The organism is Delftia sp. DLF01, assembly GCF_014852125.1.
Taxonomy (GTDB): domain Bacteria; phylum Pseudomonadota; class Gammaproteobacteria; order Burkholderiales; family Burkholderiaceae_C; genus Comamonas; species Comamonas acidovorans.
In genome coordinates this window covers 962,851-977,045 of sequence record NZ_JACVAZ010000003.1, presented here as the reverse complement: position 1 = coordinate 977,045, position 14,195 = coordinate 962,851, and the positions used below count along the sequence as shown (strand labels likewise).

Below are 14,195 nucleotides of genomic sequence, written 5' to 3'. Positions count from 1 at the left end.
TTAGGGACGCCGGCGTGTCTGGTCCGCTTGCGGGCGCGTGGGGTGCTGCATGACCCAGCACCGGGAACCACTGCCCCCCATCAATTTCGAGGCGCTGGCCGAGGCGCTTCTGCAGAATGCTCACAATCTGGTGCCGCGCTGGCTGCCCGGCGGGACTGTGCTCGGCCATGAGTACAAGTGCGCGGACCTGAGCGGAGGCCGGGGCGACAGCTGCAGCGTCAATCTCATCACAGGGCAATGGGCGGACTTCGCCGCATCGGATGAGCAGGGCCGAGACCTCATCAGCCTCTACGCGGCAATTCACGACCTGAGCAACGCAAAGGCCGCGGTGCAGGTGGCGCGTGAGGAGCGGCTTGAGAGTGTCGCGGGGTTGGTCAAGACGGCTGCAGGGGCTCCGGTTGTGGCGGCGGCGAATCCACGGCCGCAGCCAGCGCCCAAGCCTCAAAAAGAGCGGGAAGGTTGGAGCACCCTGGTGCCAGTTCCTGACTATGCGCCGGCGGCAACTTTCCAGCACTACGAGCGCAAGCCCGAGTCGTTGGTGCATGTGGCCGAGTATCGCGTGGGCGATGAGCACCACGGCTATGTCGTACGCTTTCTGACTAGCAGCGGAGGCAAGGACACGCTACCGCTCACATTCTGCAAGTCCGCCCGCGATGGAGCAGGGCAATGGAAATGGAAGCAGTGGGACGAACCGCGCCCGTTGTATCTGCCTGGTTGGACGCTGCCTGGTGGCCGTACGGTTGTGCTTGTGGAAGGCGAGGTGAAAGCCGAAGTGCTGCAGCAACTGCTGGACCGGGTGGCGCCGGGTGTCTATTGCGTTGCCAGCTGGCCGGGTGGATGCAAGGTCTGGCAGAAGGCCCTGTGGGTCTGGCTTGCCGGGTGCACGGTGCTGCTGTGGCCGGACTGCGATGCGCAGCGTGAGCGGTTGACGCGGGCCGAGCAGGAGAGCGTCAAGGGTGACGACGCTGCAAAGGAGGCGCTGCAGGCCCGCAAGCCTCTGCTCCCGGAAGACAAGCAGCCGGGCATGAAAGCCATGCTGGGCATCGGCCAGGTTCTTCGAGATGAACACGCGTGCACGGTGCAACTGCTTCCTATCCCCAAGCCGGGCGAGAAGGTGAGCGGCTGGGACTGCAAGGATGCGATTGTCGAGGACGGATGGACGGCAGATGACGTGCTTGCGTTCTTTGGCCGCGCGCAGCCTTTGCCCGCCTTGGCGGCTCAGGCGGATGACGCTCCTGCAGGGGCTGCAGCTGGCGACGACCAGCCGCCCAAACCCCTTGTCCCCGTTGGCACGGGCGGCGGTGGGGTGATGCCGCCACTGGACCCGCCAATGGCCGACGACGAGCCCGGCGACCAGGGTTGGCTTTGGCCGTTCTACGACAAGAAAAAGCGGCGCTGGGATCTGCGCCGCAGCCTGGTGGTGGCCGCCCTGCAGAACGACGCGAAGCTGCAGGGATGCGTTGCCTACAACGAGATGACCAAGGGCACTCAGGTGCGCAAGGCCTGGCCCTGGGCTCATGCCCAAGCGGGCGAACTGGAGGCCGACAGCACCCTGCTGCTCGGCTTGTATCTCAACGATGTTTACAAGGTGGGTGACGTGTCAACGCAGAACATCAAAGACGGCATTGCGACGGTGGCCTATACCGAGCGTTTCCATCCCGTGCGGGAGTGGCTGCAGGAGCAGGAGTGGGACCAGGAGCCGCGCCTGGACAAGTGGCTGATCCATGTGTTGGGTGAGTCCCCGGAAACTCTGTCTCCGTCGATGGCTGAATACCTCAAGCTGGTGGGCCGCTACTGGGTGTTGGGGATGATCTGGCGGGTGATGCAGCCCGGCTGCAAGTTCGACTATTGCCCGGTGCTGGAAGGCAAGGGCGGATTGCGCAAGTCCACCATGGTCGAGGTGCTGGCCGTGCGCCCGGAGTGGTACAGCGATACAAAGTTCGACCTGAGCCGAGGCAAGGATGCCTATGAGCAGGTGCGCGGCAAATGGGTGTACGAGCTGGGCGAGCTGTCGAGCTTTTCCAAGGCGGATGTCAACGACATCAAGGCCTTTATCTCGTCCAAAACCGATAACTACCGTGTGGCCTACGGGGAGCAGGCGCAGGCTTTCCCCCGGCAGTGCGTGCTGGTGGGCTCGACCAATGACAAGAAGTACCTGCGCGACCGCACGGGCAATCGTCGTTTCTGGCCCGTCCCCGTGCGTCACGTCATCAAGACGGAGTGGCTTGAGCGCATGCGGGGCCAGCTGATGGCAGAGGCATATGCGCTGTATCAGCAGGGCGGAATCGTCTACACGCCCTCTGAGGACGAGGAAAAGCGCCTGTTCGTCCCCATGCAGGAAAGCCGCCTGCAGGAGTCGGCGGTGGATGGCGAGCTGTTCAAGCTGCTGACACGGGAAGCCGGCATGAATGCCCAGTTTATCAACGCCCATGCAGAGCGTGTGCCCATCAACGCATTGATCAAGGCTCTTGGCGTGGACATCGGCAAGGCCACGCCGGCGCTCAAGGGCCAGGTTGAGGCCTGGCTTGAGAGCAACGGGTGGGAGTTCAAGGGCAGGCAGCGTGTCAATGGAGCGCTGGAGTCGGGCGTGTACTTCCGCCCTGCTGTCTGGCCGCCCGAGCTGGAGGCGGTGGCCGAGGACTGGACCAGGCAAGACGATGCCAGGCCGGAGCCAGAGGGGCCGCGTCCCGGCGATCTGCCGCCCCTGCCCAATGGGTTGGGCGATCAGCCAACCGCATGGCCTGGTGACGATGAGCCCTTCTGATTTCGTTCGCAACAACACGGCAGCGCCTGAAACGCGCTGCACTGCCTGCATGGCTGGAGGCGTGATTCGCGTCCATGCAGTGGCCAGGGCGACAGTGCGCCCGGCCTGCGGTGCAGTGGCGGGGATGGCCTGCCATGCCCCCATGAGCTGATCTGTTCAGTTGTTCAGGGTGTTCAGGCTTTCGCCTGGGTCCATACAGCAATAGCAAACCTTGATTTCAAGGGTTGAAGCCGCTGCATTGCCTGGTCATTGACCGTTCACCCCAAGGCCCGGATGTGCGTAGGTGGGCGCACCTGGGCGCTGACGCGCATGTGCGCAAGTCCACTCGCAATCCCTCTATCTATTTGACTGAACAGGGTGAACAAATGAACAAGACGGGTGGGGCCGCAGCAAATGGGAGCGGTCAGACTGAATGGACGGAGCAGGAGAAGGCCTTGATTGCAGCGGGGCAGCAGCGCATCAAGTCCTCAATGCCCGAGGTCTACAAGACGATCCAGCGCCATGCAGAGAAAGACGCTCGGGTGTGGCGACTGGTGCGGATGGGGTTGGCTGGCCGGCCTGGCTGCTTTTGGGCGACAGAGGCGGGGCAGGTGGCAGGGACGCCCTTCACCAAGCTGAGCCGCATGGTCGAGGTCTCGCGCCTCATCTCGCGGATGGGCTGTGCACACGTCTGCATCATCGCTGGCCATGGTGATCTGGGGGCGAATTGATGGCACGCATCGAGCACATCAAGCGCAAGCTGGACAACTGGGCGCTGTGGAAGTCCCGGCTCAACAGCAGTGGCCTGGGTTTCCATTCGGTCAACGTGCTGGCAGTCGATGTCTGGGGCCGTAACAGCTATGGAGGTTGCCAGATCCCGCATATCGACCAGGAGGCCGAGGAGGTAGACAAGGCGGTGCAGGAGATGGAGCAGGAGAGGCGCCATCTTTATGCAACGGTCCATGCCTACTACCTGCGGGACCTGGGTGTGTCGATGATCGCCCGTACCATGGGCAAGGGGCCGAGCACCATCCATGCCCATCTCAACCAGGCGGACCAGTACATTGACCACTGGCTGCAGGAGCAGCAACGCATCAGGGAAGAGCGCGAGGCGCTGGCCCGTGGCCGTGAGTACATGCGACGCGCGGGGAGTTTTCCACCATAGAGAGTTGGGCTACATTTGCGGCAAGCTAGTGCTCAGTGCCCCTAACCGCTGATCACTTGCCAGCCCCGCCCGGTGCAGACCCGGCGGGGCTTTTCTTTGGGCTCCATCGGGCAGCAATCCCCGGTGTCCCATGACTCGCTGAGGTACGAGTGATAAAGACAAACCGGCGCCACGGAGGTGGAGCGCAACGCCGGGCCTTCCCATTACCGCGATGCCAAGAGTGCTAGGGGCCGCGTGTCTGGGTAAACGACACGGCGCGCGATCTTGGGAATCGTGCGCGCGAACCTCGACGGCTGACCCATCAGCGCCGGACCCGTAACCGGCACATTCTGGAAGAACCATGCCATCTGCTGCTCCGCGTCCCTGTACGCATCCGGGATGTGGCGCACTGGTGCATGACGGCTCTGGCCGCTGTGCCAAGCACCCAAAGAAAGCGTGGGTGCGCAACAGACCGGCACCCATCAAGCGCCTTGCTGGCCGAGCCTTGCAGCGCATGCGCGAAGAGCGCAAGCGCGAGGCGCCGCTGTGTGTGGAGTGCGCTAAGGCCGGCATCGTGCGGCTGTGGGACAAGCTGGACCACATCGTGCCTCTTGAAGAGGGCGGGACCAACGACCCGAGCAACCTGCAGGGCTTGTGCGATGAGCACCACGATGCCAAGACGGAACTTGAGCGGCGGCGCGGCCTGCATCGGGCTGCGTATCGCGGACGTTGATGGGCCGGCGGGCCGAGGTTGCCCGCCGGCCGGGACGCACCAGCGGCAAAGGCCCTCACAGCCCGCAGGACGCACGCAGCCCGCTCGCACTAGTCCGGGCATGGGTGTGCGGGAGATCGCCCCATGGCGCCCCTGCCAGGGCCATCGCCGCCCCATCGGCGGGGGTGCCCGACCCCTGCCATCGACCGGACCCAGGGGGGAGGGGGGGTCAAAAGTCGGGGCCCTCGGCCCTGGAAACCGACCGCTCCACTGGACTTTCTTGGGGAGCGGTAACTACCCCCTGGGGGTTTAACTAGGAGTGTCATGACCAAGAAAGCTGATGAGTTCGCGGTCCAGTTGCCGGCCGTGGGCGCTGGATACGTGGCGAGTCAGCCGGGAGCAATCGAATCTCCGGCTGCGCCCGAGATGCTGCGGCTGGGCGAGGAGGAGCAAAAGCTCTACGAGTACATCTGCGACTCGCTGCGCCGCGCCGGGGTCGAGCACCTGACCGCCGGCATTCCGATTGCGGTGATCGTGCGCACCTTCGCCGACTGGCTCAAGGCCGTGGCGCTGTGCGATGAGAAGGGCCGGACCCAGACATCCAAAACGGGATGGGTGACGGAAATGCCTTGGGCCAAGGATGAGGCCCGCTTGAAAATGGAGCTGGGCCAGTGGCTACCCAAAGCATGCTTGACCATACCGTCACTGGCCCGGGTGCGGAAAGACGCGGGGCCGCAGGGGCAGCAGGACGACCTGTTCGCCGCCCTCGCAAGCCACGCTACCAGCTTACCCGGCGGCAGTGCGACGCACTGATCCCCGAGCAGCTGCAGCAATGGGATGTGGACTACGGTTTGCCCGTGCTGCGCAATGAGGTGGTCACCGGCAAATATGTCTACCTGGCCGTGCTGCGGCACTACCGCGATCTGAAGGAGGCCGGTGCCCGAGGCCTGGTGTTCCAGCCGGATCACGCCTGGCACATCATCCACTTCATCGAGCGGTTCTTTGTCCATATCAAGGGGCCGCTGACGGGTAAGCCTATCCTGCTGGACCCCTGGCAGAAGTTCTGGACGGCCGTGCTCTACGGCTGGCGCCACGCCGCCACAGGGCTGCGCAGGTTCACGCGCTCCTATGAGGAGGTGGCGCGCAAGAATGGCAAAAGCACCTGGAAGGGGCCGCAGGGCGCGTACCTGTTTTCGATGGCGGGGCAGGGTGGCGCCGAGGTCTACGCAGTGGCCACCACGCGGGCGCAGGCCATGACGGTGTTCAAGCCGGCGTTCGACAACATCAAGCGATGGTGCCGCCGCTCGGAGCGCACCCGGCGCAGCTTTCGTATCTACGAGGGCGCCAATCAGGAAAAGGTCCAGTTCGGCGACAGCAACGTTTTCCAGCCGCTGCCGGCCAATGCCGAGCACCTGGATGGCCTGAACCCCTCGGCCATCATGTACGACGAGCTGCATGCGGCCAGCAACCGCGATGTGTGGGACGTGATGGAGTCGGCCCTGGGCGCGCGTGAAGATCCATTGCTGTCGGCCATCACAACGGCGGGCTTCATCCTCAATGGCATCTGCGTGGAGATACGCAGCTACCTGGTCAGCATCCTTGAGGGGCGCCGCCAGGACGATGCGTTCTTCGGCTACATCTACACGCTGGACGTGGGGGATGACTACTACGACGAGCGGAATTGGCCCAAGGCAAACCCCGGGCTGGGCCGCAGCAAGATGTGGGACTACATGCGCACCCAGGCGCGCAAGGCCAAGGCCCTGCCGGGTGCGCGGGCCAACTTCCTGACCAAGGACCTCAACATCTGGTGCAACGACGCCGAAGGGTGGTTCGATATCCAGGTCTGGGACAGGTGCGGCAAGCCCTTCCTGCCGGCCATGCTCAAGGGGCGCCGCTGCTATGGCGGACTGGACTTGGCCAGCGTGCGGGACCTTACCGCCTTCGTGCTGGTGTTCCCGCCACTGGAGGGCGAAACCACGGTCCACGTCCTGGCGTGGCACTGGGTGCCCGAATCCAAGCTGCTCGAAGAGGCCGAAGACGAGGCCTCCTATCGCCAATGGGTGGAGGAGGGGTGGCTTATCGCCACGCCTGGCAACGTCACCGACTACAGCGCGGTGCGACAGGTCATCGTCCAGGCGGGCAAGGACTTCGACATCGTTGAGCTGGGCTTTGACGACTGGAATGCCCAGCACCTGGTCAACGAGCTGATGGCCGAAGGCCTGCCCATGGTCAACATCCCGCAGAACACCGGCGGCATGGGGCCTGGCAGCAAGGAACTGGAAAAGCTGGTGTACGGCGGCATGCTGGCCCATGGCGGCAACCCCGTGCTGCGCTACTGCGCGGGCAATGTGTCGCTGCTGTTCGACAGCAATGGCAACTACCGGCCGAACAAAAAGACCAGCAAGGAAAACGGACGCATAGACGGCATCGTGGCCACGGTGATGGCCCTGGGCCGCTACGCCAGGCCCGATGAAACGGGTGATGAGGACGGCTTCTTCGCCAGTCCCGCAACAGCAGGAACTACGAGCAGATGAAACCAACCCTCTACCACCGCATGCGCGGCAGGTTGCGCGCCGCCGTGCATGGGCTGCGAGGCCAGTCCGCCAGCATCAGCGACCCCATTGGCTCGGCCGCCGTTTTCGGCGTGGACCTGGCCTCCGGGGTCTCAGTCAACCAGCGCAGCATGCTGCAGCTGTCGGCGGCCTGGGCTTGTGTGCGGCTCATCTCCTCCACCATCGCCACGCTGCCGCTGAGCATCTACGCGAAGGACGGCGCCGGCAAGCGGGTGGCGCCGGAGCATGGCCTGCACAGCATCCTGCACGATGTGCCCAACCCCGATGCCACAGCAACCATGTTCTGGCAGGCGATGGTCTCGGCCATGCTCACCCAAGGCTGCGGGCGGGCAGAAAGGCTGATGCTCGGCGAGCGCCTGGTGGGCCTGGAATTCCTGGTCCCTGGGCGCCTGACGGTGGGACGCAAGCAGGGCTCCATCGTGCTGGACTGGCGCTACCTGGACTTCAACGGCAAGCAGCGCATCATCCCTGCGTCCCGGGTCTGGACTGTCCCCGGGTTCACGCTTGACGGCCGCAACGGCGTCAGCGTCATCGAGTACGGCGCCAAGGTTTTCGGGCAGGCCCAGGCGGCGGACCAGGCAGCAGGGCGGGCGTTTCGCAACGGCGCGCTGCAGAACCTGTTCTACAAGGTGGCCAAGTTCCTGCAGCCGGAGCAGCGTGCCGAATTCCGGAAGAACGTCGTCGGCCTCATCGAGAACGGCGAGGCACCGCTGCTGGAGGGCGGGATCGAGGTCGAAGCCATCAACATCAGCCCCAAGGATGTGCAGCTGCTCGAATCCCGGGCGTGGAGCGTTGAAGAGATCTGCCGATGGTTCGGCGTGCCGCCCTGGATGGTGGGCCATGCATCGCAGGGCGCCACCAAATGGGGCTCTGGCATGGAGCAGGAGTTGATTGGGTTCCTGACGTTCTGCCTGGGTCCGATCATCAAGTCCATCGAGCAGGCCATTACCAAGGATCTGCTCACCCCTGGCGACCGACTGCGCTACTACGCCAAGTACGCGGTGGAGGGCCTGCTGCGCACCGACAGCGCGGCGCGGGCGGCGTTCTACGGCGTCATGGTGGACAAGGGCATCCTGACCCGCGACGAGGTGCGCGAGCTGGAGGACCGGCCGCCCATGGGCGGCAATGCTGCGGTGCTCACCGTGCAATCGGCCATGACCACGCTGGACTCCCTGGGCCAGCTCGACAACAACCAGCAGGCCCGGGCAGCGCTCAGGTCGCTGCTGGGCTTCGACACCGACGAGCCACAGAAAGGCTGAACCATGAGCATCAGAGAACTACCGGGCGCCCCGGCCGGCCGCCCGAGCGCAAGCGTGCGCAGCGAAATACTGCCGCGCGCCCTGGACCGCTGGAACCGCGAGGTGCGTTCCGCCCTTACCGAGGACCAGGAGGACCGCAGCATCAGCGTCTATGACGTGATCGGCTACGACTACTGGAGCGGCGAGGGCGTCACCGCCAAGCGCGTTGCCGGCGCCCTGCGCAGCCTGGGTGCAGGCCCTGTCACCGTCAACATCAACAGCCCCGGCGGCGACATGTTCGAGGGCCTGGCCATCTACAACCTGCTGCGCGAGCACAAGGGTGAAGTCACGGTCAAGGTTGTTGGCCTGGCCGCCTCGGCGGCCTCCATCATCGCCATGGCCGGAGACACCGTCCAGATCGCCCGTGCGGCGTTTTTCATGGTGCACAACGGATGGGTCATCGCAGCAGGCAACCGCAACGACTTCCGCGAAATCGCCGACTGGCTGGAGCCCTTCGACGCTGCCATGGCAGACATCTACGTGGCGCGCTCCGGCATGGCCGACAAAGAAGCGCGCCGGCTCATGGATGCCGAATCCTGGATCGGTGGCTCCGACGCCATAGAGCGCGGCCTGGCCGACGAGCTGCTGCCCTCTGACCAGGTCGGCAAGGGCGAGGCCAAGGCCAGCGCAGCGGCGGTGCGGCGCATCGAGGCCGCACTGCGCACCTCGGGCATGCCCAAGTCAGAGGCCGTGCGCCTCATCAGCGAGTTCAAGGCCAGCCTGGGCGACCCGGGCGGGCGCGATGCGGGCGACCCCATCGACCTTGAGCGGTCCACAGCAACCGGAGCGGCATCGTCGCTTTCCGGCTCGCTGAGCGCGTTGCTTGCCCGGGCATAGCGCGCCACATCCACCCATCCATCCATCCATCCAAATTTTTGACAGGGGAAATCTCATGCCCAGCAATATCGAAGCCGAATACAAGCAGGTCCAGGCCGACCTCAAGGACGTGGGCGACAAGCTCAAGGCCTATGCCGAGACGGCGCAAAAGGAAATCAAGGCCAATGCCCAGATGAGCCAGGAAACCAAGGCCAGCGTGGACAAGCTGCTGGTCGATCAGGGTGAACTGCGCGCCAACCTCAAGGCGGCCGAGCAGATCCTGGCCAAGCTGCAACACGGCGGGGGCAGCGACGGCACCCCGCAGTCCATCGGTGCGCGGGTGGTGGCTGCAGAGGCCATCAAGAACTTCGACGTCAGCAACCCTGCCAGCGTGACCGTGAAGGTAGGCTCCGTTAAGGCTGCTGTTACCAGCGGCGACGGCTCGGCGGGATCGCTCATCCAGCCTCAGCGCGTGCCTGGCCTCATCGTGCCGCCCCAGCAGCGCCTTTTCGTGAGCGATCTGCTCAACTGGGGGCCGACCACCGGCAACGCCGTGGAATTCGTGCGCGAAACCGGCTTCACGAACAACGCTGCCCCGGTGGCGGAAAACCCGTCCAACCCCAAGCCCGAATCGGACATCACCTTCGAGCTGGACAGTGAGAAAGTGGCGACCATTGCCCACTTCATCCGCGCATCCAAGCAGGTGCTGAGCGATGTGCCCATGCTGCAGTCGTACATCGACGGCCGCCTGCTGTACGGCCTGGATGTCAAGCTGGAGCTGCAGTTGCTCAAGGGCTCCGGCGTGGGCCTGAACATGCACGGCATCATTCCGCAGGCAGCGGCCTACGCCAATCCTGGCGTCACTGTCCAGAATGAGACCGCCATCGACCGCCTGCGCATCGCGCTGCTGCAGGCCGAGCTGGCCGAGTACACGGCAGACGGCATCGTGCTCAACCCCATCGACTGGACAGAGATCGAGCTGACCAAGACCGCCGACAACGCCTACCTGTTTGCCACGCCGCGCGGCCTGGCCGTGCCGGGACTGTGGGGCCGTCCCGTGGTCTCCACGCCGGCGCAGGACGCGAACAACTTCCTTGTCGGCGCGTTCAGCCTGGGCGCGCAGGCCTGGGACCGCGAAAGCGCAGTTGTGACCGTCAGCACCCAGGACCGTGACAACTTCGTGAAGAACATGGTCACGATCCTGGCCGAGCTGCGTGCCGCGCTGACGGTCTACCGGCCCGAAGCCTTCGTGAATGGCAACTTCACGGGCGTCAACCCTGCACCCGTGCCGGCCAGCTCCTGATCCACCTGGCTGCCGTGCACACGTCTGCACGGTGGCCCTTTTTTTTGGATGTAGCACCATGAGCACTATCGAAGTCATCGCGCTGAGCGGTTTCGACCACGACGGCCGCCGCCGCTGTGGAGACACCTTCCGCGTCAGCCAGGTGCAGGCCCTGGCCTTGAAAAAATCAGGCCTGGTCCGGCTGTCCACGGACCCGGCGCCTGCCAACCCTGGCACGCCGGGCCCTACACCGGCCGCTGGCAGCAAGCCGTCTGCATCGCCAGCGGCCCAAGCCTCACCCAAGCAGACTGCGAAGCCGCGCGCCGCTGGCGCGAAGACGGGCAAGGCCGAGGAATAGGCCGAGCTGTCTTCGTCACCAACACCACCTTCCGCCGATGCCCCTGGGCCGACGTCATCTACGGACTCGACCTCGCCTGGTGGCGCGAGCACCTGACCGAGGTGCGCGCCCAGTGCGCAGGCCTGCTGGTGTCACCCCAGCCCAAACTGCAGCCCCTGGGTATCCGCTGCGAGCGTGCGTGGCTCGGTGGTGAGCGCACCAACAGCGGTGCCGCGCTGATCGCGCAGGCTGCCTGGTGGGGTGTGCGGCACGTCACCCTGCTTGGCTACGACCTGCAGCGGCTCGACGGTCGCGCGCACTGGCATGCGGACCATCCTGCAGGCCTGGGCAACGCCGATGGCATTGCGCATTGGCCCGCACAGTTCCGCGCTGTCTTGCCCAGGCTGGCGGGCATGCACATCGTCAACGCCACGCGCTCCACGGCGCTGGACCTTTTCCCCTTGGCAACCCTGGAGGATGCACTCTCATGAGCCTCATCTCGCTCGATGAGGGCCGCGCGCACCTGCGCGTAGAGCCCGACTATCCGGCCGAGCAGATACAGCCCTACCTGGATGGTGCGGACGCTGCCGCGCAGCGGTTCCTGAACCGCAATGTGTACCCGGACCAGGCCTCCCTTGATGCGGCCCGGGCCGGTGTCCCTGCTGCGCTGGCGGCCGCCCTCGCTGCGCGGGAGCAGGCGCAAGAAGCTGCAGGGCAGATCGCGGACCCTGCGACAGCGCGGCTGCTTTCTTGTGCTGCTGACGACGCCTATGCCGACGCGCTGGAGTCTGCCCAGCATGTCCTGCGCGGAATGGTGCTCACCGCGAATATTCGCGTGGCCCTGCTGCTGCTGCTGGGTCATCTGAGCGAGAACCGCGAGACGGTGGCGCGCGGCGCCACGGTCACGGACCTGCCCGTGGGCGCAGAGCATTTCCTGCTGCCCGACCGTGTGGGCTGGGGGGGCTAGAGATGGGTGCAGGAGCATACAAGCGCCGGTTTCTCATCCAGCAGCGCGCGCCAGGCGTCGATGGCGATGGGCAGCCCCTGGACGACTGGCAGGATGTCATCAAGGTCTGGGGAAACATCCTCGCGCCCTCCGGCCTGGGCCAGATCGCGGGCGAGTTCGTTGCGGCGGCTCAGGAAGTCAGCCGGGTGCAGTACAGCATCCGCACGCCGTACCGGCCAGGCCTGACCGCCGGCATGCGTGCGGTGGGCGCCGGCGTGGTCTACGAGATCCGCCAGGTTGTTCACGACGAGGCGCGGCGCGAGCACACTGACCTGGTGGTGGCCACGGGGGCCAACAATGGCTAACGGCCGCAACCTCGTCACTGCGCGCGACCGCGCCCGGGCTGCCAAGGGCGCGGGCATGGCCACGGACATGTCCGAAGTCTTCGCCAACCTGGACAAACTGGGCGAGGCCGCGCGCGTCAGCCTGGCGCGCTCCATGGCGGTGGCAGGTGGCAAGGTCATCCGCGACGAGGCCAAGCAGCGCGTACCGCTGCGCACCGATGTGCTGTACGGCGCCATCTACCTGGCCTACAAGACCAAGTCCCAGGGCACCAACCAGGCGCGCTATTCGGTCACTTGGAACGGGCGCAAGGCGCCGCATGGCCACCTGGTGGAATTTGGGTACATGCAGATCTACAAGGTTCGCGTGGACAGCTTGGGCAGGTTCTGGACCGATAAAACCCAGCGCCTGCCAGTGCCCAAATACATCCCCGGTCAATCGTTCCTGCGCTCGGCCTACGAGGCCACTACCGCCAGCGCGCAGGCGGCCATGATGCGCCGAGGGCGTGAGCGCTGGCAGGAGCTGATCAGCGAGATCGCTGGAGTAGGAGGACCGAATGGCAACGCTCAATGAGCGCATCGTGCAACTGCTGGGGCCACTGGTGGGCGGGCGGATCTATCCTGACCTTGCGCCCGACCATGCGGGCAAGCCCTACATCACCTACGAGCAGACGGGCGGCCGCGCCAGGCAGTACCTGGAAAAGCGGCTGCCGGACCACCGGCATGCGCGCATACAGATCAACGTCTGGGACGACCGGCGCACGCAGGCCACGGCCATTGCCCTGCAGGTCGAAAAGGTGCTGATCGAAAGTGAGCTTGTCTCGGAAGCGCTGGGGGCGTTCTCCAGCGTCTACGACCAGGCCACCAAGCTGCGGGGAACGCGGCAGGATTTTTACTTCTGGCATCGGGACACCTGATGCCGCCCCTTGTGCAACCGGCCGCCTTCAGGCGGTTTTTTTTCGTCTGAAAGGAACTCTCCCATGTCTTCCATGTTTCCCAACGGCACCATCTTTTCGGTGTCCACTGGTTTCGAGACCGCCGTGGCGGTATCGGGGATCTCCAACGCCATGCCGGCAGTTGCAACCCTGGCCAGCGGCACCGTGGCGGCTGGGGCCATCGCGCTGATCAACAGCAACTGGGCCGGCATCGATGGCCGCGTGGCCCGTGCGTCCGGCTCCACGGCTGGAGAGGTCACGCTCGACGGCATCGACACCACGGACGATGACATCTACACCCCGGGCACTGGCGCCGGCGCAGGTTCTCTGCTGGCCGTGGATACCTGGGTGCAGCTGTCCCAGGTCACCAGCTCGGCCAAGTCGGGTGGAGAGCAGCAGTTCTACAACTGGCAGTACCTGGAAGACCGCACCAGGACGCAGAAGCAGCGCCCAACGTTCAAGAACGCCAAGGTGCTCACGCTGACGCTGGACTACGACCCGGCCAAGGCGTGGTACACGGCTCTTGAAAAGTTGGATGAGAAGGCCGAACTGATCGTCTTGCGCGCAGCCCTCCCCAACGGGGCGAGCATCTACTACCCGGTCTATCCGTCCTTCGACGCAGACCCCTCGCTCACCATGAACGAGAACATGCAGAACACTGCCACGTTCTCCATGGCTGGCAAGTTCACCCGCTACGAGGCTTGATCTCATGGCGGTATTCACCACTATCCCCGAAGCCACCTTCCTGGGAAGCATCACCATCGTCTGCAAGGGGCGTGAGCAGAAGTTGGAAGGCACGATGGTGCACATGTCCCACGACGAGTACAAGGCACTCTTTGCAGGTCTTGCGGACGGGAGCATCAAGTCCGCTGCGGCCGTGCTCCAGATCTTCAAGGAATGGAACGCGGACAGGCCGCTCACCCTGGAGGGCGTGAGCGCGATCATGCAGGACATGCCGGGCATCGACTGGGCCATTGTCACGGGCTACGGCGAGGCGCTGACGGCGACACGCAAGGGAAACTGATAGCGGCCACGCGGGCGCTGTACTACAAGCCCCCCTCGGCTGCT

At 65.0% G+C, this 14,195-nt stretch carries 17 protein-coding genes; all 17 read left to right on the top strand.

The features are described 5' to 3' along the window. The first annotated feature begins 49 nt into the window (after positions 1–49). Entirely contained in the window at positions 50–2,764 is a 2,715-nt protein-coding gene (locus IB269_RS19645; protein WP_192368046.1) for a VapE domain-containing protein, read from the top strand. Between the two features lie 224 nt (positions 2,765–2,988). Further along, positions 2,989–3,474: a hypothetical protein gene (locus IB269_RS29120; protein ID WP_225614204.1), complete on the top strand. Its 486-nt coding sequence runs from the start codon at positions 2,989–2,991 to the stop codon at positions 3,472–3,474. Then, positions 3,474–3,908: a hypothetical protein gene (locus tag IB269_RS19635; protein ID WP_192368045.1), complete on the top strand. Its 435-nt coding sequence runs from the start codon at positions 3,474–3,476 to the stop codon at positions 3,906–3,908. The genes IB269_RS29120 and IB269_RS19635 overlap by 1 nt, the downstream gene beginning before the upstream one ends. A 493-nt stretch (positions 3,909–4,401) precedes the next feature. Next, positions 4,402–4,620, top strand: coding sequence for an HNH endonuclease (locus IB269_RS29115; RefSeq protein ID WP_225614203.1), 219 nt, complete (start codon positions 4,402–4,404; stop codon positions 4,618–4,620). Positions 4,621–4,923: 303 nt separating this feature from the next. Continuing rightward, positions 4,924–5,412 (top strand): hypothetical protein, encoded by a 489-nt coding sequence (locus tag IB269_RS19625; RefSeq protein WP_061289175.1) that lies wholly within the window; start codon positions 4,924–4,926, stop codon positions 5,410–5,412. Positions 5,413–5,438: 26 nt separating this feature from the next. After that, positions 5,439–7,133: a terminase large subunit gene (locus IB269_RS19620; protein WP_318652173.1), complete on the top strand. Its 1,695-nt coding sequence runs from the start codon at positions 5,439–5,441 to the stop codon at positions 7,131–7,133. Continuing rightward, positions 7,130–8,431: a phage portal protein gene (locus tag IB269_RS19615; RefSeq protein ID WP_192368043.1), complete on the top strand. Its 1,302-nt coding sequence runs from the start codon at positions 7,130–7,132 to the stop codon at positions 8,429–8,431. Before IB269_RS19620 ends, IB269_RS19615 begins: the two co-directional genes overlap by 4 nt. 3 nt (positions 8,432–8,434) lie before the next feature. Further along, positions 8,435–9,307 carry a head maturation protease, ClpP-related gene (locus IB269_RS19610; RefSeq protein WP_192368042.1) on the top strand — a complete coding sequence of 291 codons (873 nt, stop codon included), beginning with the start codon at positions 8,435–8,437 and terminating at the stop codon, positions 9,305–9,307. Positions 9,308–9,362: 55 nt separating this feature from the next. Further along, a complete protein-coding gene (locus tag IB269_RS19605) occupies positions 9,363–10,589 on the top strand; it encodes a phage major capsid protein (protein WP_192368041.1) in 1,227 nt (408 codons plus the stop codon). Between the two features lie 58 nt (positions 10,590–10,647). Beyond that, positions 10,648–10,926: a hypothetical protein gene (locus tag IB269_RS19600; RefSeq protein WP_192368040.1), complete on the top strand. Its 279-nt coding sequence runs from the start codon at positions 10,648–10,650 to the stop codon at positions 10,924–10,926. Positions 10,927–11,054: 128 nt separating this feature from the next. Next, positions 11,055–11,396 carry a hypothetical protein gene (locus tag IB269_RS19595; RefSeq protein WP_225614202.1) on the top strand — a complete coding sequence of 114 codons (342 nt, stop codon included), beginning with the start codon at positions 11,055–11,057 and terminating at the stop codon, positions 11,394–11,396. After that, a complete protein-coding gene (locus IB269_RS19590) occupies positions 11,393–11,872 on the top strand; it encodes a head-tail connector protein (RefSeq protein WP_061289192.1) in 480 nt (159 codons plus the stop codon). Before IB269_RS19595 ends, IB269_RS19590 begins: the two co-directional genes overlap by 4 nt. Before the next feature lie 2 nt (positions 11,873–11,874). Beyond that, the gene (locus tag IB269_RS19585; RefSeq protein WP_192368038.1) at positions 11,875–12,216 is read left to right on the top strand and encodes a phage head closure protein; all 342 of its coding nucleotides are present in this window, start codon (positions 11,875–11,877) and stop codon (positions 12,214–12,216) included. Then, positions 12,209–12,766, top strand: coding sequence for an HK97-gp10 family putative phage morphogenesis protein (locus IB269_RS19580; protein WP_225614201.1), 558 nt, complete (start codon positions 12,209–12,211; stop codon positions 12,764–12,766). Before IB269_RS19585 ends, IB269_RS19580 begins: the two co-directional genes overlap by 8 nt. Continuing rightward, positions 12,750–13,109 (top strand): DUF3168 domain-containing protein, encoded by a 360-nt coding sequence (locus tag IB269_RS19575; protein ID WP_061289198.1) that lies wholly within the window; start codon positions 12,750–12,752, stop codon positions 13,107–13,109. Before IB269_RS19580 ends, IB269_RS19575 begins: the two co-directional genes overlap by 17 nt. Before the next feature lie 63 nt (positions 13,110–13,172). Continuing rightward, entirely contained in the window at positions 13,173–13,832 is a 660-nt protein-coding gene (locus IB269_RS19570; protein WP_061289201.1) for a phage tail protein, read from the top strand. Positions 13,833–13,836: 4 nt separating this feature from the next. Continuing rightward, on the top strand, positions 13,837–14,151 hold the full coding sequence (locus IB269_RS19565) for a phage tail assembly chaperone (RefSeq protein WP_192368037.1): 315 nt from the start codon (positions 13,837–13,839) through the stop codon (positions 14,149–14,151). Positions 14,152–14,195: the final 44 nt, after the last annotated feature.